Consider the following 25,920-nt stretch of genomic DNA (forward strand, 5'->3'; position numbering starts at 1 on the left):
AATTCCTTTAATATCAAAGTTTTATGACATTTGTTAGACTATTGAACGAGTCTAAATAGACCAATGTCTAATTCAGGGGTGAGCTTCCGGTTGGGTATAAATCTAGACTCTAATTCCGTATGTTGAACCCTTAGAGAACTATAATAAATGGGTAGACAAGCGGATATATAATTAAAACAAGCAAGCTAAGGGCATCACCATGAGCGAAAAGATACATCCAGTCAGTCCAGAAGTGGCGGCACAGGCGCATATTGATAATGCAAAATATGAAGCTATGTATGAGCAGTCCATCAATGATCCTGATACATTCTGGGGTGAAGAAGGTAAGCGTCTTGATTGGTTTAAGCCATATACTAAAGTTAAGAACACTACTTTTGATCCGCACAATGTAGATATTCGTTGGTTTGAAGATGGTACTCTAAATGCTTCTTATAACTGCTTAGACCGTCATCTTGAAACACGTGGTGATCAAGTTGCTATTATTTGGGAAGGTGACGACCCAAGTGAATCAGAAAATATCACATACAGGGACCTATATGAGCGTGTTTGTCGCTTTTCTAATGCACTGAAAAGTCAGGGCGTAGAAAAGGGAGATGTTGTTACTCTGTATATGCCTATGATCCCTGAAGCCGCTATCGCAATGCTGGCTTGTACGCGTGTGGGTGCGGTTCACTCTATTGTTTTTGGTGGTTTCTCGCCTGAAGCGCTTGCTGCTCGTATCGAAGGCGCAAAATCAAAAGTAGTTGTAACGTCAAACTATTCATTGCGCGGTGGTAAAGTTGTTCCGCTTAAAGCAAACGTAGATAAAGCGCTGGAGCATCCAGCAGCGGCTGCTTTAGTTAGTAGCGTAATTGTGGTGAAGCGCGTAGACCAAGATGTTGCCTGGAATGAAAAAGTTGATGTGTGGTATGAAGGGCTTGTTGCTGAAGCGTCTGCAGAATGTGCTCCAGAAGAGATGGAAGCGGAAGCGCCGATGTTCATTCTGTATACCTCAGGTTCTACGGGTGCGCCTAAAGGTTTGAAGCATACTACCGGCGGTTATATGGTGTATGCGGCCATGACACATGAATATGCTTTTGACTATAAAGATGGTGACATTTACTGGTGTACTGCTGATGTCGGTTGGGTAACGGGTCACAGTTATATTGTTTACGGGCCGTTAGCAAACGGCGGTACTTCTTTGATGTTTGAAGGTGTGCCAAATTACCCTGATAACAGCCGTTTCGGACGTGTTATTGAGAAGCATAAAGTCAATCAGTTATATACCGCTCCAACAGCTATTCGCTCTTTGATGCAGCAGGGCGAAGATGTGTTGGGTGATTCAGACCTGTCTTCTTTACGTATTCTTGGTTCAGTCGGTGAGCCGATTAACCCAGAAGCATGGAATTGGTACCACCGTATTGTGGGTCAAGGTCGTTGCCCAATCGTGGATACGTGGTGGCAGACTGAGACTGGCGGAATGATGATTCTTCCATTGCCGGGTGCGACGGCGCTTAAGCCGGGCTCTGCAACACGTCCGTTCTTTGGTGTGCAACCAGCACTTTTGGATGCAGATGGTAATGAGTTAGAAGGTGCAGTAGACGGTAATCTGGTTCTTAAAGATTCTTGGCCTGGTCAGAGTCGCTCTATTTGGGGTGATCATGAGCGTTTTATTCAAACATACTTCTCTACTTATAAAGGTGTTTATACCACTGGGGATGGTGCGCGTCGTGATGAGGATGGTTACTACTGGATTACGGGTCGCGTTGATGATGTTATCAATGTATCTGGTCACCGTATGGGTACAGCTGAAGTTGAGTCTGCACTTGTAGCCCATCCCGCGGTTGCTGAAGCGGCTGTAGTGGGTTATCCGCATGAGTTGAAAGGGCAGGGAATATACGTTTATGTAACGCTACAGTCTGGCTATGATCAGTCAGATGAGTTGATGAAAGAGCTGCGCTTACATGTCCGTAAAGAGATTGGCCCAATTGCTTCGCCCGATTTGATTCAATTCTCTCCAGGGATGCCAAAAACGCGCTCAGGTAAGATTATGCGTCGTATTTTGCGTAAAATTGCTGAAGATGATTTTGATGCGCTGGGTGATACCTCTACCTTATCAGACCCAACAGTTGTTGATGATCTGATCGAAAACCGAATGAACCGTAAGTAAGGTTACTTATTAATTACGTGTTAATTTAGTGAAAGCTCCCTCTTCAGAGAGTCTGTAGGGGGAGTTTTTCGTTTATAGATGTTATTATTCATGCTATTAAAGACTGAATAATATAGATTTGGGCGTTTCTGCGTCCGGGGGATAAAGCATGCAGCTAGCCAGTAAAATCATTATTGCAGATGACCATCCGTTGTTTCGTGCGGCTTTACGCCAAGCGGTAACTCAGGCGATTGAGGGCGTTGAAATTGTAGAAGCTGATTCACTCGCTGCGGTTCAAGAGGCTGTTGTTCAGCATAGTGATGCTGACTTAGTGCTGTTAGATCTCCATATGCCAGGTACACATGGCTTTACCGGCTTAGTCTTTTTACGTGGACAAAATCCAGGTATGCCAGTAGTGGTGGTTTCGGGAAGTGAAGAAGTAAGTGTATTAAGGCGTGCAATGGACTATGGCGCTTCTGGTTTTATTCCTAAGTCAGCTCCGCTTGAAACTATTTCTGAAGCGATTGTTGCTGTTCTTAAAGGTGAAGAGTGGCTACCTCGTGATATCACCGAAAATGGTACGGTTGATGTTAGTGAAGAAGAGCGCAAGTTTGCAGCTGCACTGGTTTCATTAACGCCACAGCAGTTCAGGGTACTGACTATGCTGACAGAGGGGTTGTTGAATAAGCAAATAGCATATGAGCTCAATGTGTCTGAAGCGACCATCAAAGCCCATGTAACAGCTATCTTACGTAAGTTGCGTGTCCATAGCCGTACACAAGCTGTTATTGCTGCTCAGCGCTTGAGTGTTGATCCTGCGCGTACAGAAATGGAATAAATAGGTTTTATTGATTTGAAAAAGAAGCACCCTTAAGGGTGCTTTTTTTATGCTGATTTATTGGCTGAAACAAGTTTGTTAATCACGGCACGTAAAGCTGCGGGCTTTATGGGTTTTGTGAGTAGTTGGGCACCGAAATCTGCAATTTCATCTTTTACTTCATCTGTTCTATCTGCTGTTATGACGAGTGCAGGGACTTCAACCCCCCACGCTGTATAGAGCTCTCGTAATGCCATAATTCCCGTGTCTGATTCATTTAAATGATAGTCTGCAAGAACGATATCTGGAAGAGGGGTGTCTTTATGGGTATATAGACTTGTAGCGGTGTTAATTGAAACCGCTGTATAGGTTTCGCAGCCCCAGCCTTGTAGAAGTGCAGACATGCCTTCTAATATTTTGGGCTCATTATCAATAATGAGTGCGGTGGTGCCATTCAGCGTTTTACTTCTTATCCAGCCGCGTTGTTCGGGTTTTGATTGTACTTCTTTCTCTGGGTCACCAAGCGGCACCATAATACTAAATACGGTTCCTTGACCGGGCCAAGAGCGTACATGCAGCTTATGTTTTAGCATTTTAGCAATACGGTCAGTAATGGCTAAGCCTAAGCCTAAGCCTTGAACCTTTGAATGCTTAGGGTTGTTTATGCGTTTGAACTCTTCAAAAACTTCATGGAGCTTTTCCTGGGGGATGCCTACGCCGGTATCCCATACCTCGATACGTAAGTGCTGACCTAAATGCCTGCACCCTAATAACACTTTTCCGTTTTGTGTATAGCGGACAGCATTGGATAGAAAGTTCTGCAAAATTCTTCTTAATAGCTTTTGGTCCGAGGCAACAATTTGATTGCAATGAACATAGCGAAAATTCAACGCTTTTTCCTGTGTTAATGCGGCAAACTCTGTACTTAAATTGTTGAAAAGTGAGTCTAAAGAAAAGTGAGTAATAACAGGCTCAAGAGCACCGGCATCCAGTTTTGAAATATCTAGAATAGTGGTGATGAGCTCTTCTGCTGCTTTAAGAGAGCCATCTAAATTGTCTACAAGTTGCGTTGTGCTGGGTGATGCATGGCTTTTTTGAGCTAAAGCCGATGTAAATAAGCGCGCGGCATTAAGGGGTTGTAATAAGTCATGACTCGCGGCGGCCAAGAAGCGGGTTTTGCCTAAGTTTGCGGCTTCTGCATCGCTTTTGGCTTGGCGTAACTCGTCTTCCATGAGTGCGCGTATGGTGTTTTCTTTACGAAGTTCTTTATTTACAACGGATAAAGCATGTGTACGTTCTTTTACTCGTTGCTCAAGTGTTTCATTGGTGATTTGTAATGCGATTTCTGCTTCACGACGTTCCGTAATGTCTTGGTAAAGAGTGAAGTAACCTAACACATCACCGTATTCTCCTATGTGAGGAATATAGGTGACTTCGGCAAATCGCTTAGCACCACTTTGTGAGGGAAGATCTGTTTCAAACTTTTGCCTACTTCCGGTTAGCGCTAGTTGTATGAAATCTTTCCTTTTTGCGTATTCTGTTTCTTTGAGTACCTTGTAAGCAGGCATGCCTATCATGCTGTCTCGCTCTATGCCAAAGGCTTCGGCATAAGCTTTGTTAACAAATAGATAGCGACGTTCCGTGTCCAAATAAGCAATCAATACAGGAACATTATCCGTGTAAATTCTTATGTTATGTTCGCTTTCACGTAGCGCTTCCTCCACTCGTTTGTGCTGCGTGATATCCATGTAAGTGTTTACATAGCCCCCGTTAGGTGTTGGGTTGTCACGTACTTCTAAAACGGTGCCGTCGGGGCGGTACCTTTCGTAGCGATGTGGCCGTCCTGATTTAATGCTTTCTAGGCGCTGGTTGACCTGTTCTTCAATATTGCCTGGACCATACTCTCCTTGTAGCGCGTTATATCGGAAAATTTCGTCTATAGAACGGCCTACACAAATTAACCCTTCGGGGTAGTTGAACATCTGTAAGTATGGTCGGTTCCATGCAACAAGGCGCATTTGCTGGTCAACAACACTGATCCCTAATCCTATGTTTTCAATGGTTGACTGGAGTAGTGAGCGATTAAATCTCAGGGCTTGAGATGCCTCGTCGACGATGGACACTACATCGCCTATTTGCATGTCTTTTCCACGAAGCGTAGACGCAAGTACTATGCGAGCTGAAGACGCTCCAATGACACCGGCTAACAGTCGTTCGGTAAAGTTGTTGAGTTCAGGTGTGGCTTTCTCGCCTGATAAAGGAGGGTCTTCGTTGCGTTGCAGTGCGTAACCAGTAAAGGCATGTTGGGTGCGGCTGAGACCCAAAAAGCGCTCAGTCAGCATTTGTAAGTCGCCTACAGTCACCGTGCTGTGCTGGCGAGATGGCGTAGTGGGGTCTTTGTTATAGACATCGACAAATGCGCTTGCCTGAATGCGGTCCGTTAATCTTTGGGAGGTATAAAGAGAAACAATAATGTAAAGCACCGTATTTGTGATCAGACTCCATAAAACACCGTGTGTCAGCGGATCAAGGTTATCTATTCCGAATAAGGCCGTGGGCGTAAGAATCAGGTAATCAAAAAGGCCATTTTTGAGGAATTGAGGAGACATAATGCTTGCGTTAATAAGTGTAGGGATAACAAGGGTGTAGATCCATAAAAATAGCCCTGCCATCATTCCTGCAAGCGCCCCTTGTCGGGAGCCTTTCTTCCAAAAAATACCACCAATAATGGCAGGCATAAACTGTGCCACTGCGACAAATGCGAGCAATCCAAATGAAGATAAGGGGCCTTGCTCTCCTAATATACGATAATAAAAATAGGCCATGAGTAGCAGTGTGATAATTGTTAAGCGTCTGACTTTAAGCAGGAGAGCACCTAAGTCTTTGCTTTGCGATAGTTTCAGCCTCGACACTCTGAAAAGGAGCGGCATAATAATATCATTGCATACCATGGTTGAGAGCGTAATGCTGGCGACAATAACCATGCTTGTTGCCGCAGAGAGTCCGCCGATGAAAGCAAACGTCGCTAGCTGCTTGTTACCCAGTTCAAATGGGAGCATAAGAACAAAGGTGTCAGCATCAATGTATTCGCCTTGGAAAAAAATGTTACCTGCGGTCGCTATAGGGAGGACGAAAACACTCAGCAGTACCATGTAGAATGGAAACATCCATCGTGCAATACGTAGGTTTTTAATATCCGTATTTTCAACAATAGTTACGTGAAATTGACGGGGAAGACAAAGAATGGCGCAGCTCGCGAGAACAATTTCCGTCAAGAAACTGCCACTTAAATAGTTCTGATACTTGTACTCTGTTTGCAGCTGAAGGCTGACATTGTGCAAGGTATCAAAAATACCATCAAATACTTGGCCTGAAACAAATAGTCCTACTGCTATGAATGCAGTGAGTTTCACTATTGATTCAAACGCTACAGCAAGGACTATACCTTCATGGTGTTCAGTGGCGTCGATGTGACGGGTACCAAACAGGATGGCAAAAATAGCCATTAAAATGGCAACAAAGAGTGCCGTGTCACTCCCTTTGCTTAAAGCTTCGGTTGTACCGGGCGCGAGAGCGTTATAGCTAATAGCTACGGCCTTAAGTTGCATGGCAATGTAAGGGATGGTGCCTAAAACAGCGATGATAGTTACAAGTATGGCGAGGGATTGGCTTTTTCCGTAGCGAGATGAGATGAAGTCAGAAATGGTGGTAATGTTTTGCTGTTTACTGATAAGCATCATTTTTTCTATGGCTCGCCAGCCAAAGATGAATACAATCAGGGGGCCTAGATAGGTAGCTAAAAACTCCCAGCCTGAAGTCGATGCGCGCCCAACAGCACCGTAAAATGTCCAAGAGGAACAATATACAGCGAGTGATAAAGAATAAATGATAGGGTTGTTTGCATAGGATTTCCCACGGCTGGTTTTATCTCCGTAATAGGCAATGCTAAATAACAAGCCTACGTACAAGAGCGAAATGAGAATAATGGACCAACCTGACAGCATGTCGACATCCCTTTAAGCTTTGATAGTTTGACGTAAGTGTAACTTAAACCGCCTAAGATCTAATACTCCCCTTATACCTTTGTATAGCCTCTTGTATGTTAAGGAGTTTTCACAATTAATGCTGTAAGCAGCTATGTACGCTGGCTGCAGCGAAGTTTGCTGCTGCTGTCAACAATGTGTACCGACTAAAGTCGGGGATTTGTTTGAGAGTGCTCTCTGATAAATTTACCCAGTCTACTTCTTTCACTTAATCCGATAACAAAAATAAGGATAGTGCCATGTCAATCAGTAGTGAGAGTGCAAAAGCCTATTGGGCCGAAAATTTGCGCATAATTATGACTTACCTTGCGATCTGGTTCGTAGTTTCCTACGGAGCTGGTCTTCTGTTCGTCGATCAGTTGGATCAAATCAATTTCTTTGGTTTCCCGTTGGGCTTCTGGTTCGGTCAACAAGGTTCAATTTTCGTCTTCGTCATCTTGATCTGGGCTTATGTAGCCAGCATGAACAAGCTCGATGAAAAATATGACGTACAAGAATAATAATAACTTAATATAGGGCGGCGTTAATATGAGTGTTGATATGTTATCGTATCTATTTATTGGTGGATCATTCCTCCTTTATATAGGTATAGCAGTGTGGGCTCGTGCGGGTTCAACAAAAGAGTTTTACGTAGCGGGCGGTGGGGTGCATCCTATTGCCAATGGTATGGCAACAGCGGCGGATTGGATGTCTGCGGCATCCTTTATATCCCTTGCAGGTCTTATCTCCTTTGTAGGTCGTGATGGCTCTGCATATCTAATGGGTTGGACAGGTGGTTACGTGTTGCTAGCAATGCTGCTGGCTCCGTATCTACGTAAGTTTGGTAAGTTTACAGTGCCAGACTTCGTTGGTGACCGTTACGAATCAAGTACTGCCCGTATAATCGGGGTTGTTTGTACTATCGTTATTTCCTTCACATATGTGGCAGGTCAAATGCGTGGTGTAGGTATCGTATTCTCTCGTTACTTGCATGTAGATATAAATACCGGTGTAATTCTGGGTATGGCAATTGTATTCTTCTACGCAGTGTTGGGTGGAATGAAAGGTATTACCTATACGCAGGTTGCTCAGTATTGCGTATTGATTTTGGCGTTCACTGTACCAGCATTCTTCTTGTCTGCTCAGGTAACAGGTCATATCCTTCCGCAAATCGGTTTGGGTTCGACTTTGGAAACTGGACAGTCTGTTCTAGCAACGTTGGATCAGCTATCTTTGGATCTTGGTTTTGCTCAGTACACGGCGGGTAAGAAATCAACCTTTGATATCTTCTGTCTGACAGTCGCTCTGATGTGCGGTACTGCAGGTCTTCCTCACGTAATTGTTCGTTTCTTTACAGTACCTCGTGTAAAAGATGCACGTACTTCAGCTGGTTATGCGTTGATTTTCATCGCTCTTCTTTATACTGCTATTCCAGGTGTTGCTGGTTTTGGTCGTGTAAACTTGATCCAAACGCTGAACGGTCCTGAAAATACAGGTACTGAGTATGCTGCAATTCCTTCTTGGTTTAAAAACTGGGAAAATGCGGGTCTGTTAGGTTGGAATGACCGTAACGGCGACGGCAAAATTCAGTATGCTGCAGGTGCTGCGTTTGACGGTAAAAAAGGTAAGCCTTCATATGATGAAGGTGATGCGCGTGGTGAGTTTGGTCAGCGTCTAGCAACAAATGCTAAAACTGATACCAACTTCGATGCTGCAAAACAGCCTTTTGCTAACGAAGTATATGTTGACCGTGACATCATGGTTCTAGCCAACCCAGAGATTGCTCAGCTTCCTGCTTGGGTTATTGCTTTGGTGGCAGCTGGTGCGGTAGCAGCGGCTCTATCAACAGCGGCAGGTCTGCTATTGGTAATTTCGACGGCCATTGCGCATGACTTGATGAAGAAAACAATCAATCCGAATATCAATGATAAGCAAGAGTTGATGTATGCTCGTCTTGCTGCTGTTGTAGCTATCTGTATTGCAGGTTACTTCGGTATCAATCCTCCAGGGTTTGTGGCGCAAGTAGTGGCGCTGGCATTTGGTATTGCGAGTGCTTCTGTATTCCCAACACTAATGCTAGGTATCTTCTACAAGCGTATGAACACTCAGGGTGCAATCGCTGGTATGTTGGTTGGTCTGATATCAACTGTTGGATACATGTGGTACTTCGTATTTGGCGGTGGTAGCAGTGCTGATTACTTCATGGGTGTAAGCCCAGGTGGATTCGGTGCAATCGGTATGGTGCTTCACTTTATCGTTGCTATCGTTGTTGCTTCTATGACTCCTCCTCCATCTGAAGAGATGCAGAGAATCGTTGAAGATCTACGTATTCCACGCGGTGCTGGTGAAGCTCACGCTCACTAAAATTTGAGATAACACTCAAAATTCAGAAGGGCGCATCAGCGAAGGTTGATGCGCCCTTTTTAGTCATTAAGGAGAATAATTATGCCTTCGTCTTTCAATATGGATAACTTGCCCTTCAGCCTGCTAGATGATCGAGAGCAGGCGTTATTGCGACAAACTCTGGATATTGGATATTTTCAGAAAGATGAAGTGATTATGCAGGCCGGTTCGGTCCCTGAGGGTGTGTATGTTGTTCTGAAAGGTAAAGTGTCAGAAAGTGAGGTGCACGAGGGGGAGGCGGATAGGCAAGAGCATATTTTTGTTCATTATGAGGATGAAGATTATTTCGGGTCTTGGTCTGCAATTAAAGGTAATGCAATTCATAATTTTATCGCCGAAGAAGAAACGATTTGTCATATTATTCCAACGAAAACAGTACTGGATTTAGTTTCAACTAATTCATCATTTGCAGATTATTTCCAGCAAAACCTTGTTGCTAAGGCTGAAATTGTAGAGCAGCACGGTGATTCCCAAGACATGGCTGAGTTCATGTTGGCGCAAGTAGGTGAGGGGGTTATGCGTGCCCCGCTAATAGTAGATGATGCTTCTACTATTAAAGAAACAACTGTCATGATGCGTGAGAAAAAAGTTGATTGTGTTCTTGTTAAAAAGGGCACGAGATATGGAATGGTTACCGGTACCGACTTACTAAATGCTGTTGTTATGAATGAGTGTTCTATTGATACAGGGGTTGCGGAAATAGCCACTTATCGTTTAATTAGCGTTCATCCAAATGATTATCTATTTAATGCACTGATTATTATGACGCAGCAGCAAATCGAGCGTGTTGTGGTTATGCGTGATAATGAGTTGATGGGTATTGTTGATCTAACGGATGTGTTGAGTTTCTTTTCTAGTCACTCTCATGTGATTGGTTTGAGGATTGAGCGAGCTAAGACGCTAGAGGATTTGCATACTGCGGCGCAGGGTTTAAATGATTTAATTAAGTCCTTGGTTTCCCAAGGTGTTAAAGCGCGCTTTGCAATGGATCTATTGGCAGCAATGAATGGTCGAATCATGGCGAAGCTGTTCGATATAATGGTGCCGGCAGATATGCAGCCACATGTGTGTCTAGTTGTCATGGGGTCAGAAGGGCGTGGTGAGCAAGTCATGAAGACTGATCAGGATAACGCTATTATCTATAGAGATGGTCTTGTGTGGAGAGATATGCAGGAGGTGATGAATCGCTTCTCTGAGCAGTTGATGGAATTTGGTTATCCTCCTTGCCCTGGAAATATTATGGTATCTAACCCTGAATGGGTTAATTCTTTAGGTGAGTGGACTCAGAAGATGTCGGCTTGGTCTGTAAGCTGGACTGAGCAAGATCAAATGAATTTAGCAATAGCGGTAGACGCTAAGCCTGTTGCTGGTAATCCTGCGCTGTTTAAAGCGGCTCGAAACTGGTTCTTTAAGTCATTGAAAAATAATGATGCTTTTTTCTCGAACTTTGCCAAAGTCGCGCTGGAGTTCAGTACGCCATTAACGTTCTTTGGAAACTTGAAAGAGCGTGGGCAGCTAGATGTTAAAAAGGGCGGCATCTTTCCTATTGTGCATGGTGTCCGCACAATGGCGCTTGAGCATAAGATACTTGTTACTAATACATTTAAACGCTTAGAGGCGCTTGTGGAAATAGGGGCAATGACAGATAAGCACTCCAAAGATCTGGCAGAAGCGCTAGGTTTGTTTATTCAATTACGGTTACGTCAGCAAATTAAGCGAGCAGACGAGCAAGCGGCAGGTGTTGATCTAACGCCTAATACCCTTGATTTGCAATCTATGAATAAAATGGAGAAAGATTTACTGCGGGATGCTTTTCATATAGTTAAAGGATTTAAGAAGCACCTGGAGTTGCACTATCATTTAGGGAGCCGTTAATGATTATCCCAAGAACAATAAGAAGAATGAAAGAGAAGATGGGCCATAAGTCGGGTCCCTATGCGCACTTGTTTGAGCCTTATGATGGTGATGAGGTTGTTTCATTAGACTGTGAAACAACAGGCTTGGATGTCAAGAATGCAGATATTATTTCTATTGGGGCTGTGAAAGTTAAGGGGAAAAAAGTCTTAACGAGTGAAAGGTTGGATATTAAGCTAAAGCCACCTAAAACATTAACTGGGGACTCAATAAAGATTCATAAGATTCGTGCTGCCGATCTAGTTGATGGGATTGCGTTAGAGGATGCGCTGGAGCAGGTGTTGGCTTTTGTTGGGAATCGACCCATTTTAGGCTATTACGTTAATTACGATATAAGAATGCTTGATAAGTTTATTCGCCCCAAGTATGGCTTCGGTCTGCCGTGTAAAGCAATTGAGCTGTCTCATGTTTACCATGACATTATTAAGTGGCGTATGGTTGGAGGAAATGTCGATCTTCGATTTGATACGATATCTAAAAAATTAGATATTCCAATACTGGAAAGGCACACGGCACTGGGCGATGCTATAACAGTGGCGTTAATGTATGTTCGCTTGAAGTACGGAGATCCGCCAGAAGTCGGGTAATCTGAGTTAGATTAGTATAAAAAAGCGAGCCATTGGCTCGCTTTTTGCATTCTAAATTATGCTGGATAATATTAAGTAATAAGTGTCATAATAATGACGTTTCATAGAGTTGGTATGTGATTTTGCTAATATCAGCATTCTTAATGTCAATATAATGTCGTGCTGGGGCGTGAAATGATTGAACGAACTGACATAAATAATGTGCTAATGCAGATGAGAGCCTTGAAAGCAGATGCTCAGCAAGGTGTTTCTCATGTTGATAAGCCAATGTTTAAAACTGACTCAGTTCGTCCGGTTGATGGCGAGGGTTTTGGTGACTTACTCAAAAATGCTATTGATAAAGTAAATGACACGCAAATGGAAGCTGGTCGTATGGCTACAGCATATGAACAAGGCGACCCGCGCGTTGAGTTGACGCAAGTGATGATTCAGATGCAAAAAGCTAGTGTGTCTTTTCAAGCGATGACGCAAGTGCGGAATAAGCTTGTTGCTGCATATGAAGATGTTATGAAAATGCCAATCTAATAATGAGAAAAACTTTGGCTGTAATGTTCTATGGATAACAATGCGATGGCTTTACAAACTAACACTGGTGGTGGATTAATGTCAGGCTTTAATAAGCTGACAATTTTACGCCAGTTTGGTCTGATGGTTGGTTTGGCTGCGAGTATTGCTATCGGTTTCTCCGTCGTCTTGTGGTCAAAGTCCCCCGATTATAGAGTTTTGTTTTCAAATCTTGAGTTTGTAGATGCCAACGAAGTTATAGAGCAGCTACGTCTTTACAATATTCCTTATAAATTTGAAGGTGATGGGCGAGCAGTGCTTGTCCCGAATGAGTATGTTCACCAAGCGCGACTGAAGCTTGCTTCAGAAGGTTTTACTGCCGACAAAACTGTTGGCTTTGAAATTATGGATAAGGATCAAGGGCTCGGTGCTAGTCAGTTTATGGAGAACGCTAGATATCGCCGCGGTTTAGAGGGCGAATTAGGCAGAACTATAGCGAGTATGGTGGCGGTTAGAGGTGCGCGGGTGCATCTTGCGATTCCAAAGCAAACCGTATTTGTTCGCGACCAAAGAAAAACAAGTGCATCAGTTTTTTTAGAGTTGTTTGCGGGACGCAAAATTGATCGTGGACAAGTGGCTGCCATTGCTAATTTGGTTGCGTCTTCTATTCCTATGTTGGAGGTCAAGGACGTAACTGTTGTTGATCAGCGTGGGCAGCTCCTTAATTCTCGCGATGAAGATGAAGATGTGGTGTTAGCGGCGAAGCAGTTTGAATACTCAAGAAAAGTAGAAGAGACGTTGCTGAATAGAGTTAATAGTATTTTGCTTCCTGTTGTTGGCCAGGGGCGCTTTAGAGCAGAGGTGTCCGCTGAAATTGACTTTACATCAGTGGAACAAACGGATGAACTCTTTAATCCAGATTTGCCTGCGTTGAGAAGTGAGCAAACTGTAGATGAAAATAGGGTGGGGGTTGCGGCATCACAGGGTGTTCCTGGTGCGTTATCTAATCAACCGCCGGGGCCTAGTTCTGTGCCTGAGGTTGCAAATGGAGCTGCAGGTTCGGCAGGTGGTACGGTTCCTGGAAGCAATCGGACGCAAGCTACACGAAATTTTGAGCTAGATCGCTCTATCTCTTATACGAAGCATCAAAGTGGTCGTGTTGGGCGGCTATCTGTTGCTGTTGTTGTTGATGATCTTGTGTCTATTAATGGGGAAACAGGTGAGTCAACTAGAACCCCTTGGGCCCCAAATGAATTGGAAAGATTGCGGATTTTAGTGAAAGATGCGGTGGGTTATGCTGCAGTGAGAGGGGATAGCATTAATGTTATTAACTCACCTTTTGTAGTTGAGCAGCCATTCATCGAAGAAGAAGTGCCCATTTGGATGGAGCCTTGGGTATGGGATATAGCAAAACAAGTCGGGGCCGTTCTTTTTGTTTTGTTAATGGTCTTTGGTGTGTTGCGCCCTGTTCTTAAGAGTCTAACTGCTTCTGGTGATGTTGTTTCTGTTATTGGAGAAGAGGGTTCGGGTGATGTGGCGGCGGAACTGGAAGGGCTGGATGGTGGCGTTGTTTCTGATGATAGGGTGACATTTGGAGATCGCGGCGATTCGCTTCTACCTACGCCTAACGAAAGTTATGATTATCAACTTAATGCGGTCCGCAGCATGATTGCGGAAGACCCTGCTCGCGTAGCACAAGCGGTAAAACAATGGGTTGGTCAAGATGAGCGCTGATACAGAGTTAACAGATATAGAAAAGGCGGCAATATTACTTATTAGCTTGGGTGAAGATGATGCAGCTGAAGTCCTCAAGCATCTAGGTCCTAAGCAGGTGCAGTTAATAGGCGAGGCAATGACTCAGCTGGATAATGTGCCTCAATCTCGAGTTGAAGGTGTTGTTTCTGATTTTATGCATTTGGTGAGCGATCAAACAGGTATCGGTATCAATAACGATCGTTATATCCGTGCAATGTTGAATCAAGCGTTAGGTACAGAAAAAGCTAAAACATTGCTTGATCGAATACTAATGAGTACTAATACGTCAGGCTTGGATACCATGCGTTGGATGGAGCCTCGACAAATTGCAGAAACCGTTCGGTTCGAGCACCCTCAAATTCAAGCCGTTATTGTTTCTTATCTTGATCCTGATCAGGCTGCGAATGTTTTGGCATTTTTTGATGACAAAGTGCGGTTGGATATCGTTATGCGTGTTGCTGCATTAGATCGAATACAGCCTCAGGCCCTTCAGGAGCTTAATGATATGCTTGAAGGGCAGTTTAGTACTGCTAAAGCAGGGCAGTCTAGAACCTTGGGTGGAGTGAAGCAGGCATCAGAAATAATGAACTTCATTGATAGCACTATCGAGGCTGAATTAATGGAGAGTATTCGTGAAGTAGATGATGGCTTGGCTACGCAGATACAAGATCTTATGTTTGTATTTGATAATCTGATTGATGTCGATGATCGAGGTATTCAGGTTATTTTACGTGAAGTGTCTACTGATGTGCTAATCATAGCCCTTAAAGGGGCTGAAACTGCGCTGCAGGAAAAAATATTTAAAAACATGTCTAAGCGTGCAGCAGAGTTGCTTCGCGATGATTTAGAGGCGAAAGGTCCGGTTCGTGTGAGTGAAGTGGAAGAAGCGCAAAAAGAAATTCTTACAGTGGCGCGTCGTCTAGCAGATGAGGGAGAGATTATGCTAGGTGGTGGTGGCGATGAGATGGTTTGAGTTGTCGCTATGAAATCGTCTAACAAGTTATCGCTATGAAATCGCCTAATAAGTTGCCTGTTCGTTTTGAGTCATCCGATCTGGATCAGCCTATAGAAAGTTGGCTGCTCCCAGAGGTGGCTGGTGGTCATGTTGTTGGCTTTCTTACGAAGCCAGTAGCACCAAAAGAAGACCCGATTACTGTTGTTGATGAAGAGATTGTTGCTGAGAAGGTTACATTATCTGAGCTTGAAGATATTCGCGAGCGAGCTTTTGATGAGGGTCATGAGTCGGGTAAGGTTGCAGGGCATGAATTGGGTTTTCAGGAAGGAGATCGGCGTGGTTTTGAGGAAGGGTTAGAGCGAGGTAAGTCGATCATTGATGAGAGGGTTAAAAGTCTAGAGGCGCTGATTAATGCGTTGGACTTACCTTTGCAAAAACAGCATGATCAAATTGCAGAATTGGTTACTGAGTTGTCTCTTCATGTTGCGCGTACTATAACGAAGCACCAAGCTACCGATTATAAAGATATTGTTCGTACTTCAGTTTCAGAGGCTGTCGAGTTGCTCCCTAAGCAATCTGGGGAGTTGGTGATTAAGGTTAACCCCAGTGATGTAGAAGCGGTAGTGTTGATGGCTGAGCATCAGCCTCGATGGCGTGTAGTAGCCGATGAGCAATTAATTCCTGGTGGTTGTGTGGTGTCAACGGATGACAGTGTTATTGACTATTGTATGGAATCGCGGTTTTCAGATGTGTCTGCTCAATTGAATGAGCGGCTGCAAAAGCAGCGGCTTGTCGATAGCCGCGATCTTGACGGTAATCCTGCTCCTGGTCATAAGGAGAGTGGTGATGAGCCGAGTTGACCTGTCTCAAACAATTAGAAGCTTGACCAATTCTCCTTTATCTAGTCCCGAGCCACGAATTGAGGGGCGTATAACGCGCTTAATTGGCCTCACTATTGAGGCTGTGGGCTTGCAAGTCGCTGTGGGTGACAATTGCCTGATTGTGATTTCGGCTGCTCATGAAATTGAGGCTGAGGTGGTTGGTTTCTCTGGTGATCGAATATATTTAATGCCCTTACACGCAGTTGAGGGGCTTTCTGCTGGAGCAAAAGTTATTCCTCTCAGGGCTGGGCGAGATGTGCCTGTTGGGTTTGGTTTGTTGGGGCGAGTACTAAGTGGTGTTGGGGAGCCTCTCGATGGTAAAGGGCCTTTGGATTGTGAACAAACCACTACGCTAGCAGGAGAGGTTATTAATCCGCTGTCGCGTTTTCCTATCGTTAATACGCTTGATGTGGGTATAAAAGCGATTAATGCTTTGCTAACGGTTGGTAAAGGGCAGCGCTTGGGGTTGTTTGCTGGTAGTGGCGTTGGTAAATCTGTTTTGCTTGGTATGATGACAAGGGCAACGGAGGCAGATATTACAGTCGTTGGGTTGATTGGTGAGCGTGGTCGAGAAGTAAAGGAATTTATTGATCATAACTTAGGTGTGGAGGGTTTGGCGCGCTCTGTTGTGGTAGCGTCGCCAGCGGATGACTCTCCCCTTATGCGTTTACGTGCTTCACAGTTGGCAACGCGTATTGCTGAATATTTTCGAGCGCAGGGTAAAAATGTGCTGTTGTTAATGGATTCCTTGACTCGCTATGCTCAAGCGCAGCGTGAAATTGCGTTAGCAATAGGGGAGCCTCCTGCGACAAAGGGTTATCCTCCTTCTGTGTTTGCTAAGCTCCCTAAATTAGTTGAACGTGCTGGTAATGATGCAACAGGAAAGGGGTCGGTTACCGCTTTTTATACTGTGCTGACAGAGGGTGATGATCAGCAAGATCCTGTGGCGGATGCTGCGCGAGCTATACTGGACGGCCATATAGTGTTGTCACGCCGCCTTGCTGAGCAAGGTCATTATCCAGCCATTGATGTTGAGGCTTCAATTAGTCGTGCGATGCCGCAGATTGTTACACCGGAGCACATGGCTACTGCTATGAAATTTAAGCAGCTATACTCAAAATATCAACAGAATGAAGATTTGATATCGGTAGGTGCTTATGTTCGTGGAAGTGATGCAACGACAGACTTTGCTATTGAGAGGATGCCAACCATGCAGAAATTCTTACAGCAAGAGTTGAATGAGGCATGCGGTGTTGAGGATAGTGTGAAGTTATTAAATATGGCTCTGCAACCCAGTGAGCCTGTTAGGTGAGTATGAAAAAACGTTCGGGGCGCCTAAAAGTTGTACTAGATTTGGCTGAGAAGCGAAAAAAAGATGCTGAGCGGTTTCTTGCTGAGCATATTCAGCGGGTGGAGACTGATAAAAATCAATTAATTCAGTTGGAGCTTTACTTATCTGAATATCAACAAACTTATCGTCAAGAATCAGAGAGTGGTTTGGCTATTGATCAGCTAAGAAACTATCAGGCTTTTATGAATAAAATTGCGGTGGCGATTGAGCAGCATAAAAAATCTATGCAAATGAATAAAAAACAATTAGAGCATGTGAAGCAGCATTGGGCGCAAATGCACGGGAAGTTCAAGGCTATTGACTCTTTGGTCGATAAGGCGCTCGATAATGAACAAAAAGCTATTGATAAGGCACTTCAGAAGCAGCTTGATGAGCGTTCGCAGCTGACTAAAACTAACTACATTTAAGTTTTTATTAGAGGTATTTTATAGAGCGCCATAAAATAAGATGTTCCCTTCCTTCTACTTAAGATCTTGCATGATCTTTATTTTTTATGAATTGGCCTTGTTTTTGCTCCAGTAACTATATCAAGTTTAATTGGCGGAAAACTTTATGGCTTCTCAAGTTTCTCAAGTTAATGTTCTTCTTCAGCCTGCAGCTTTGAACGCTGCCTTGCCCAGCGCTCCATTAACAGGCAGCTCGTTAACGTCCTCTTCTTTTGGTTTGGTTTTAAAAGAGGCGGGTTTGGGTGGGGATACATCTGCTGGCTTGTCGCTATCGGTTGATGGGGCAGGAACTGAATTGCCTGCGGAAGGAAAATTGTTGCCGACTTTCTTTGAAGAATTGCCGGAATCCTCGGTTTCTTCTAAGGGAGGTGTTGATGGAGAGTATGTGGCGTTGACGGCCCCGGGTCCTGTTGGGGCTTTACGTATGATTACTTCTGAACAACTGGCCTCGGGGAGTATGGCGTCATCTGGTGGAGCTCAGACGCTGCCTGCTCAGGGAGTGTTAGGTGCACTTGTTTCTCCTGTGGAGCAGGCGGTTCAAGCTGCTCAGGCCGCTCAGGCCGCTCAGGCCGCTCAGACAGCTCAGACAGCTCAGGCAGCTCAGGCCGCTCAGACAGCTCAGACAGCTCAGACAGCTCAGATAGCTCAGACAGCTCAGACAGCTCAGACAGCTCAGACAGCTCAGACCGCTCAGGCAGCTCAGGCAGCTCAGACAGCTCAGACAGCTCAGACCGCTCAGACCGCTCAGACCTCTCAGACCGCTCAGACCGCTCAGACCGCTCAGACCGCTCAGACCGCTCAGGCCGCTCAGACCGCTCAGGCCGCTCAGACCGCTCAGGCCGCTCAGACCGCTCAGACCGCTCAGACCGCTCAGACCGCTCAGACCGCTCAGGCCGCTCAGACCGCTCAGACCGCTCAGACCGCTCAGGCCGCTCAGACCGCTCAGACCGCTCAGACCGCTCAGACCGCTCAGACCGCTCAGACCGCTCAGGCAGCTCAGACCGCTCAGACCGCTCAGGCAGCTCAGACCGCTCAGACCGCTCAGACCGCTCAGGCAGCTCAGACTGCTCAGACTGCTCAGACCGCTCAGGCTGCTCAGACCGCTCAGACTGCTCAGACCGCTCAGACCGCTCAGGCCGCTCAGGCTGCTCAGGCAGTTGACGTTCAGGCATCTCAGGTGGTGCAGTCTACTCCTGCAGCACCTGTGGCGGAGATGAAGTTTATGGAGCGGCAATTGCAGGAGGGGCGTACTTCAGCCGTAAGAGAGGAGGTAGGGTCTTCAATAATTTCAAGTGCACCCAGTAAGCTCGATGTATTAGTAAAGCCGACAGTAGGGGTGAATGCATCGCATCAGCCGACATTGCCGGTTGGCAGTACATTTGAACAACAAGCCGCTGCTTTATCTTTGCCTGTTGGCTCGAGGAATGAGTTCAGTAAAGGAGGTGGTGCAGGGCAAGGCTCAGTAGAACCTGTGGATGTGGTTCCAGTCAGAGATAGAATGACAGATGTTCACTCTTTTGGGGCGACCCATCAGCCGACGCTAATTAAGCCTGCGTCGGCTGTTCAGATGCAAATGCCTGCAGGGATGCCGCCTGTCCACCCTGGTTGGCAGCAGGCAATGTCCGAGAGAGTTATGTGGGCAGCCAATCAGCAAGTACAAACAGCGACCATTCAGCTGGATCCGCCTGAGTTAGGCTCATTACAAGTTAAGTTACAAATTTTTCAGGAGCAGGTCAGTGTAACTTTCACTTCTCCACATGCGGGGGTTAGAGATGCGGTCGAGCAAAGTTTGCCGCGACTTCGTGAAATGCTAGCTGAGCAAGGCATGAATCTTGGTGAATCGTTGGTTGATGATCAAGCTTCTGGCCAAGGAAGGAGCCAAAAAGAAATGTCGGCTGATAATAACTACGCCCCTTCTAGTGAGTCGGTTGCTGAGGACTTACCGGAAAAAGGCAATGTAGGATTATCTTTAGTAGATTATTATGCATAAACGATAGTCTGCCTCTCTATATGTTATATTTAAGCGATGGGTCTTTGAGCCTATTCTGTATTGTAATAATTTTTGAGGTTTGTGATGGCGGAAGAGAAAGCTGCTGAAGGTACTGAAGGCGGAAAATCAAAAAAGAAACTTATTATTTTTGCAATAATTGGGGCTGTAGTTGTAGCATTATTAGGTGCTGGAGGGGCTTATTTCTTGTTGGGAGGTGAGTCCGAAACACCAGCAGTGGCTGCAGAACCTGTACGAAAAGAAGCTATCTACTCTAAAGTTCGTACTTTAGGAGGGAAGCCTTCTTTTGTGGCAACGTTAAAATCGACCGATGGGAAAAGGCATTTTTTGCGAACTTTTGTTGAAGCAAAAAGCAGAGATCAGGATGTTGTAGATGCGTTGACTTTGCACATGCCGCTTGTTGTTTCGCGATTAAATCATTTGTTTAGCTCACAATCCTTTGATGATTTGCAAACAATTGAAGGTAAAGAGAAATTACGTCATGCGTCTACTCAGCTGGTTCAAGAGTTCTTGCAGGAAAAAATAGGTAAGCCAGGTATCGAGAAAATTCTATTTACTGATTTTGTGATGCAGTAAAGTCGGGAGACTGAATATCAATGTCGGTTAAAGATCTGCTATCTCAAGAGGAAATTGACGCGCTTCTTCACGGCGTTGATGATGGAGATGTTGAAACGGTCGAGGAGCCAGAGGAGTATGAATCTGGTGACGTTAGGCCTTATGATTTAGCCAGTCATGAGCGTATAGTTCGTGGCCGAATGCCAACGCTTGAAATGATAAATGAGCGTTTCGCTCGCTTTACGCGTAATAGCTTGTTTGATTTGCTAAGAAAAACGACTGACGTTACGGTCGGTGGTATTCAGGTCATGAAATATGGTGACTATATTCATACTCTTTATGTCCCGACGAGTATGAATCTAGTTAGAGTGCCTCCTCTTAGAGGGACTGCCTTATTTATTATGGATGCCAAATTAGTTTTTAAGTTAGTTGATAATTTTTTTGGTGGGGATGGACGTCATGCCAAAATTGAAGGGCGTGACTTTACGCCGACTGAAACACGTCTGGTTTATAAAGCGTTAGATCTATTTTTTATGGATTTGGTGGAAGCTTGGAAGCCCGTGATGGAACTCTCTTTTCAGCGAGTTGGTCATGAAATGAACCCTGCTATGGCAAATGCAGTGAGTCCTTCTGAAGTGGTTGTCGTGAGCACGTTCCAGGTTGACTTGGAGGGTGGGGCTGGTGAGTTTCATATCACCATGCCTTATTCAATGCTTGAACCTATACGTGACATGTTGGTCTCAGGTTTTCAGCGCTCAGAAGAAGAAAAGGATGATCGATGGGTTAAATCCTTGCGGCGAGATATTATTTTGGCTCCGATGAAGCTGGACTTGTGTGTTGCAAAACGTGAGCTAACACTTCGTAATGTAATGGCGCTGGAACCTGGAGACATTATTCCAATTGAAATACCTGAGAACTTAACCTTGAAAGCTAACTCTGTTCCTGTATTTAATTGCAAGATGGGAACATCGCGCGGCAATCTTGCTGTTAAAATTGTTGATCAAATAGCTAAGCATGAATAATGCGTAAACTGCCAGAGTTGTCAGTATGAGTGATGAAATAGAAAGTAATGAAGCGGGTGATAGCCAGCAGGCAATGGCTGACGAGTGGGCTTCTGCATTAGAAGAGCAAACAGGAGAGGCTGCTGCCTCTGTTGATTTTGACGAATTAATGGATGAGTCTGTTCCTATCTCAGACCCTAAATTGGATGTGATTCTTGATATTCCAGTGACATTGTCGATGGAGGTAGGAAATACTGATATATCAATTAGAAACTTGCTACAGCTAAGTCAAGGTTCTGTGGTTGAATTAGATCGTGTGGCAGGGGAGCCGTTAGATGTTATGGTGAATGGGACTTTGATTGCCCATGGAGAAGTCGTGGTGGTAAATGATCGCTACGGTATCCGATTAACGGACGTAATTAGCCCTCAAGAGCGTATCAAGCACCTGCGTTGATGATGAGTTATTGTTTGAAAGGCTTAAGTGCCGTAGCTCTATTACTTATTTCGGACATATCTTTGGCTGCAGAGGATGCAGCTGTGGATGCCGTTCGTGAAGATGTGCTCACGTCCCAGGCTATTATTCAGATGCTATTAGGCTTAGCGTTAGTCATTGCTGTTATTTTTGCGCTTGCATGGGTTTTACGTAGAGTTTCCAACTTACAGCAAACTCATCAAAAAATGAAAGTTGTATCTTCTTTGTCCCTGGGTACTCGTGAGCGTGCTGTTTTAATTGAAGTTGGTGATAAACAGTTGCTACTGGGGGTTTCTCCAGGGAACGTAACGTTACTGCAATCATTCTCGGAAAAGGTTCTTGTTTCTTCTTCTGAGGGTGAGTTTGCAAAAAAATTAAAACAAAGTATCGATGCAGGGAGTGCTGAATGAGACTGGCATTAATGGCCATGCTGGTTTTGATGTCTGGTCAGGTTGTTGCTGCCGATGTGGGCATTCCTGCATTTAATATGACGACAAATGAAGCCGGAGGCGCTAGTTATAGTGTAACGATTCAAATACTTGCTCTAATGACAATGCTGACTTTTTTGCCAGCAATGATCATGATGATGACATCGTTCACTCGTATTATTATTGTCTTTGCAATACTCAGGCAGGCTTTGGGCTTGCAGCAAACGCCTTCAAATCAAGTGATGGTTGGCTTGGCAATGTTCTTAACATTTTTCATTATGACGCCTGTACTTGAAGAGGTTAATGAGGTGGCGATTCAGCCTTACATAAATGAAGAGATGAACACAATTAATGCAATTCAGGCAGCAGGAGAGCCTTTTCACAGATTTATGCTTCAGCAAACACGTGAAAATGATTTGAATTTATTTCTGCGTATTTCGAAATCGCCGCCTATAGAATCTTCAGACCAAGTGCCTTTCACTGTATTGGTGCCTGCCTTTGTAACGAGTGAGTTAAAAACGGCTTTTCAGATTGGTTTTATGCTATTTATACCTTTTTTGGTTATTGACCTTGTAGTAGCAAGTGTTTTGATGGCTATGGGGATGATGATGCTTTCTCCTGTGATTATCTCTTTGCCCTTTAAAATTATGTTGTTTGTCTTAGTTGATGGGTGGGCTATGATTATCGGTACGCTTGCTGCCAGTTTTGGAATCTAGGAGTTTGGCATGACACCTCAGATGATGCTCGATGTTTTTGGAGAGGCAATATGGCTTGTGATTACTCTGGTTTTGGTCATTGTCGTTCCTAGTTTGCTAGTTGGTTTGATGATTGCCATTTTTCAGGCGGCAACACAAATAAACGAACAAACGTTAAGCTTTTTGCCTCGTTTGATGGTTATTTTATTAATTATTCTGTTCATGGGGCCTTGGATGGTCACCAAGCTATCAGATCAATTTCATAAAATATTTGAAAGCATACCGGTTATGATCGGGTAGCTTATGTTAGATCTGGATTTGCTGCATCAAGAGCAGTGGATATCTACCTTTGTATTTCCTTTTTTTCGAATCGCTTCTTTTTTGATGGCAATGCCAATGATTGGTACGCAGTTGGTGCCAATGCGTATTCGGCTGGGATTAGCACTGACTATGACCATTATATTGCTCCCGGTACTTCCTACTCCCCCTATTGTTGATGGTTTGTCATTTGGCACTTACATACTAATTGCTCAGCAGATAATAATCGGTGCGGCTTTGGGTTTTACCTTGCATATAATGTTTCAAATTTTTGCTGTTGGTGGGCAGTTGATCGCAAACCAAATGGGGTTGGGGTTTGCTTCAATGACAGATCCTGTTAATGGTGTATCTGTCGTTGTTTTGGGGCAATTTTATTTGATGCTCACGACATTGATGTTTCTTGCGATGAATGGGCATTTAGTTATGTTTAATGTGATTGTGCAAAGCTTTGATGTATTGCCGGTCGCTGTCGTTAACTTTACGGCTATTAAGTTTATGGATATAGCATTGGCAGGGACGTGGATGTTTAGTGGTGCGCTGCTCATGTCTTTGCCGGCCGTTACCTCGTTGCTCGTTATTAATTTGTCTTTTGGTATTATGACCAAAGCAGCGCCTCAGTTGAATATATTTGCCATTGGTTTTCCTTTCACAATGGTGATGGGTTTGTTAATTACATGGATTAGTCTCTCGGGTTTCTTGGGGCAGTTTGAGTTAATAGCTGATCACGCACTTGGCGTTATTGGGCAGTTGTTGGAGGTGACAAGTGGCTGAAGAATCAGGGCAAGAAAAAACCGAAGACCCCACCCCTAAGCGTTTGCGAGAGGCGCGAGAAAAAGGGGATATTCCACGCTCAAAAGAGCTGAATGCCACAGCACTTTTGTTAGCTGCAGCGGGTGCTATGTTACTGTTTGGAACGGGTGCTGGACAACGAATAGCCGCCATGATGGCGAGTAATTTTGAGCTAAGTAGAGAGGAGCTTTTTGATAGCAGGCTGATGTTAATTAATTTTGGCGCCTCTGTCGTGGAGTCTATATGGGCTGTGTTGGGTTTTATGGTGATGGTTGCATTGGCGGCTCTCATTGGTCCAATGGCGCTGGGAGGGCTGAACTTTAGCGCTCAGGCGATACAGCCAAAAATGAGTCGCCTTAATCCTTTGGCGGGGATAAAGCGAATGTTCTCTGTAAAGGCATTAGTGGAATTGGCCAAGGCATTTGCTAAGTTTGCATTGGTTACGGGGTTTGCCATTACGGTGCTGATGTTGTTAATGCCGGAACTCTTTGCTTTGGGTGGGCAGGATGTGAGAGTGGCTATTTCGCACGCTGTTGAGTTGGTCGGTTGGGCTTTTTTGGTGATTAGCAGTAGCTTAATTATTATCTCTTTAATCGATGTTCCTTTTCAGTTACATGATTATTCAGAAAAGCTAAAAATGACGTTGCAGGAAGTAAAAGATGAAATGAAAAATACGGAAGGGAAGCCTGAGGTGAAGGGACGAATTCGGCAGATGCAGCGTGAAATAGCTCAGCGTCAGATGATGACGGATGTTCCTAGTGCCGATGTTGTTATTACTAACCCGACACATTACTCCATCGCGCTTAAATATATGTCAGGTGAGCGTGATGCGCCTGTTGTCGTTGCTAAGGGTGCCGATTTCGTTGCATTGAAAATCCGAGAAATTGCAAAAGAGCATGATGTCCCTATTCTATCCACGCCGCCTTTAGCTAGAGCTTTATACCACAGTACAGAAATTGACCAAGAAGTCCCAGCAGCTTTGTATAAAGCGGTTGCTCAGGTGTTGGCATATGTTTTTCAGTTAAAGCGCTATAAGGACAATCAATCTGATAAGCCTGTTGCGCTGAGAGATCGGGATATGGATATACCCCAGGACTATCGCCATGATTAATTTGTGGCTCGAATTTTGCAAATCAATGGCTAGATAGGCTGTTTATTTGCATTAAAGTTATTTTTATGTCAAATAAATGGCGTTGTTTTTTTGAATGCCATTTTTTTGACGTGAGAATGTGTTGGATAGAGCTGCTTTATTAAGTAATGCGCGTGGCGCGAGCCGGGGCAATCTGGGTGTTCCTTTTCTATTGCTGATTATTTTGGCAATGGTTACTTTGCCTGTGCCCACTTTTCTTCTTGATGTTTTATTTACGTTTAATATTGCCCTATCTATCGTCGTACTCCTTGTCGGTGTTTATTCTCTTCGCCCATTAGATTTTGCTGTGTTTCCTACGATTTTGTTAGTAGCAACATTGATGCGCTTAGCTCTTAATGTTGCTTCAACCCGTGTTGTGCTTCTGTATGGTCATGAAGGAGGAGATGCGGCGGGCAAGGTGATTGAGGCCTTTGGTTCTGTTGTAATTGGCGGTAATTATGTAGTCGGTATTGTTGTGTTTTTAATACTGGTTATTATTAATTTTGTTGTTGTAACTAAAGGTGCTGGCCGTATTTCAGAAGTAAGTGCGCGTTTTACTTTGGATGCAATGCCGGGCAAGCAAATGGCAATCGATGCTGATTTAAATGCCGGGCTCATTAATCAGGAAGAAGCCAAAGTAAGGCGTCAAGATGTGACGCAGGAGGCCGATTTTTATGGGTCTATGGATGGTGCTTCTAAGTTTGTTAGGGGTGATGCTGTTGCCGGAATATTGATACTTGTTATCAATATTCTAGGTGGGCT

General features: G+C 44.5%; 23 protein-coding genes and 1 pseudogene. 23 read left to right on the top strand and 1 reads right to left on the bottom strand.

All coding sequences use genetic code 11. The features are described from left to right. The first annotated feature begins 199 nt into the window (after positions 1–199). Positions 200–2,149: an acetate--CoA ligase gene (acs, locus tag QZZ55_RS00295; RefSeq protein ID WP_293264094.1), complete on the top strand. Its 1,950-nt coding sequence runs from the start codon at positions 200–202 to the stop codon at positions 2,147–2,149. Between the two features lie 148 nt (positions 2,150–2,297). After that, the gene (locus tag QZZ55_RS00300; RefSeq protein WP_028471179.1) at positions 2,298–2,966 is read left to right on the top strand and encodes a response regulator transcription factor; all 669 of its coding nucleotides are present in this window, start codon (positions 2,298–2,300) and stop codon (positions 2,964–2,966) included. 47 nt (positions 2,967–3,013) lie between these two features. On the opposite strand, the gene QZZ55_RS00305 is transcribed toward QZZ55_RS00300, so the two are convergent. Next, positions 3,014–6,949 (bottom strand): NahK/ErcS family hybrid sensor histidine kinase/response regulator, encoded by a 3,936-nt coding sequence (locus tag QZZ55_RS00305; protein WP_293264100.1) that lies wholly within the window; start codon positions 6,947–6,949, stop codon positions 3,014–3,016. A 278-nt stretch (positions 6,950–7,227) separates the two neighbouring features. Between QZZ55_RS00305 and QZZ55_RS00310 the strand changes: the two genes are divergently transcribed. From QZZ55_RS00310 to QZZ55_RS00405, 21 genes and pseudogenes are all read left to right on the top strand, one after another. Further along, complete coding sequence (locus tag QZZ55_RS00310) at positions 7,228–7,488, top strand: DUF4212 domain-containing protein (RefSeq protein WP_293264102.1); 261 nt, start codon at positions 7,228–7,230, stop codon at positions 7,486–7,488. A 28-nt stretch (positions 7,489–7,516) separates the two neighbouring features. Further along, positions 7,517–9,331 (top strand): sodium:solute symporter family protein, encoded by a 1,815-nt coding sequence (locus QZZ55_RS00315; RefSeq protein WP_293264104.1) that lies wholly within the window; start codon positions 7,517–7,519, stop codon positions 9,329–9,331. An 81-nt stretch (positions 9,332–9,412) separates the two neighbouring features. Next, entirely contained in the window at positions 9,413–11,245 is a 1,833-nt protein-coding gene (locus QZZ55_RS00320; protein WP_293264106.1) for a DUF294 nucleotidyltransferase-like domain-containing protein, read from the top strand. Further along, complete coding sequence (locus QZZ55_RS00325; protein ID WP_293264108.1) at positions 11,245–11,871, top strand: 3'-5' exonuclease; 627 nt, start codon at positions 11,245–11,247, stop codon at positions 11,869–11,871. Before QZZ55_RS00320 ends, QZZ55_RS00325 begins: the two co-directional genes overlap by 1 nt. 174 nt (positions 11,872–12,045) lie before the next feature. Next, the gene (gene fliE, locus QZZ55_RS00330) at positions 12,046–12,396 is read left to right on the top strand and encodes a flagellar hook-basal body complex protein FliE (protein WP_293264110.1); all 351 of its coding nucleotides are present in this window, start codon (positions 12,046–12,048) and stop codon (positions 12,394–12,396) included. Positions 12,397–12,441: 45 nt separating this feature from the next. Then, the gene (gene fliF / locus QZZ55_RS00335; RefSeq protein WP_293264112.1) at positions 12,442–14,109 is read left to right on the top strand and encodes a flagellar basal-body MS-ring/collar protein FliF; all 1,668 of its coding nucleotides are present in this window, start codon (positions 12,442–12,444) and stop codon (positions 14,107–14,109) included. Next, the gene (gene fliG / locus QZZ55_RS00340) at positions 14,099–15,103 is read left to right on the top strand and encodes a flagellar motor switch protein FliG (protein WP_293264114.1); all 1,005 of its coding nucleotides are present in this window, start codon (positions 14,099–14,101) and stop codon (positions 15,101–15,103) included. The genes fliF and fliG overlap by 11 nt, the downstream gene beginning before the upstream one ends. Before the next feature lie 35 nt (positions 15,104–15,138). Further along, the gene (locus QZZ55_RS00345; protein ID WP_293264116.1) at positions 15,139–15,945 is read left to right on the top strand and encodes a FliH/SctL family protein; all 807 of its coding nucleotides are present in this window, start codon (positions 15,139–15,141) and stop codon (positions 15,943–15,945) included. Then, complete coding sequence (fliI, locus tag QZZ55_RS00350; protein WP_293264118.1) at positions 15,932–17,278, top strand: flagellar protein export ATPase FliI; 1,347 nt, start codon at positions 15,932–15,934, stop codon at positions 17,276–17,278. The genes QZZ55_RS00345 and fliI overlap by 14 nt, the downstream gene beginning before the upstream one ends. A 2-nt stretch (positions 17,279–17,280) precedes the next feature. Then, on the top strand, positions 17,281–17,724 hold the full coding sequence (gene fliJ / locus QZZ55_RS00355; RefSeq protein WP_293264120.1) for a flagellar export protein FliJ: 444 nt from the start codon (positions 17,281–17,283) through the stop codon (positions 17,722–17,724). Positions 17,725–18,635: 911 nt separating this feature from the next. Continuing rightward, positions 18,636–18,980: pseudogene (locus tag QZZ55_RS19980) on the top strand (DUF4573 domain-containing protein); the annotation flags it as partial. A 416-nt stretch (positions 18,981–19,396) separates the two neighbouring features. Beyond that, positions 19,397–19,753, top strand: a complete 357-nt coding sequence (locus QZZ55_RS19985; RefSeq protein WP_366512293.1) for a flagellar hook-length control protein FliK — start codon at positions 19,397–19,399, stop codon at positions 19,751–19,753. 84 nt (positions 19,754–19,837) lie between these two features. Further along, positions 19,838–20,347, top strand: coding sequence for a flagellar basal body-associated FliL family protein (locus QZZ55_RS00365; protein ID WP_293264124.1), 510 nt, complete (start codon positions 19,838–19,840; stop codon positions 20,345–20,347). 20 nt (positions 20,348–20,367) lie between these two features. After that, positions 20,368–21,348, top strand: coding sequence for a flagellar motor switch protein FliM (gene fliM / locus QZZ55_RS00370; protein WP_293264126.1), 981 nt, complete (start codon positions 20,368–20,370; stop codon positions 21,346–21,348). A 25-nt stretch (positions 21,349–21,373) separates the two neighbouring features. Further along, complete coding sequence (fliN, locus tag QZZ55_RS00375; RefSeq protein ID WP_293264128.1) at positions 21,374–21,781, top strand: flagellar motor switch protein FliN; 408 nt, start codon at positions 21,374–21,376, stop codon at positions 21,779–21,781. A 14-nt stretch (positions 21,782–21,795) separates the two neighbouring features. Beyond that, positions 21,796–22,209 carry a flagellar biosynthetic protein FliO gene (gene fliO / locus QZZ55_RS00380; protein WP_293264130.1) on the top strand — a complete coding sequence of 138 codons (414 nt, stop codon included), beginning with the start codon at positions 21,796–21,798 and terminating at the stop codon, positions 22,207–22,209. Next, positions 22,206–22,943: a flagellar type III secretion system pore protein FliP gene (gene fliP / locus QZZ55_RS00385; protein WP_293264132.1), complete on the top strand. Its 738-nt coding sequence runs from the start codon at positions 22,206–22,208 to the stop codon at positions 22,941–22,943. Before fliO ends, fliP begins: the two co-directional genes overlap by 4 nt. A 9-nt stretch (positions 22,944–22,952) precedes the next feature. Continuing rightward, on the top strand, positions 22,953–23,222 hold the full coding sequence (gene fliQ / locus QZZ55_RS00390; RefSeq protein WP_293264134.1) for a flagellar biosynthesis protein FliQ: 270 nt from the start codon (positions 22,953–22,955) through the stop codon (positions 23,220–23,222). A 3-nt stretch (positions 23,223–23,225) separates the two neighbouring features. After that, a complete protein-coding gene (gene fliR / locus QZZ55_RS00395) occupies positions 23,226–24,011 on the top strand; it encodes a flagellar biosynthetic protein FliR (RefSeq protein ID WP_293264136.1) in 786 nt (261 codons plus the stop codon). Further along, positions 24,004–25,140: a flagellar biosynthesis protein FlhB gene (gene flhB / locus QZZ55_RS00400; RefSeq protein ID WP_293264138.1), complete on the top strand. Its 1,137-nt coding sequence runs from the start codon at positions 24,004–24,006 to the stop codon at positions 25,138–25,140. The genes fliR and flhB overlap by 8 nt, the downstream gene beginning before the upstream one ends. Positions 25,141–25,261: 121 nt before the next feature. Further along, a partial coding sequence (locus QZZ55_RS00405) for an FHIPEP family type III secretion protein (RefSeq protein ID WP_293264388.1) occupies positions 25,262–25,920 on the top strand: 659 nt, incomplete at its 3' end.

Origin of the sequence: Neptunomonas sp., assembly GCF_016744175.1 — a bacterium.
Taxonomy (GTDB): Bacteria; Pseudomonadota; Gammaproteobacteria; order Pseudomonadales; family Balneatricaceae; genus Neptunomonas.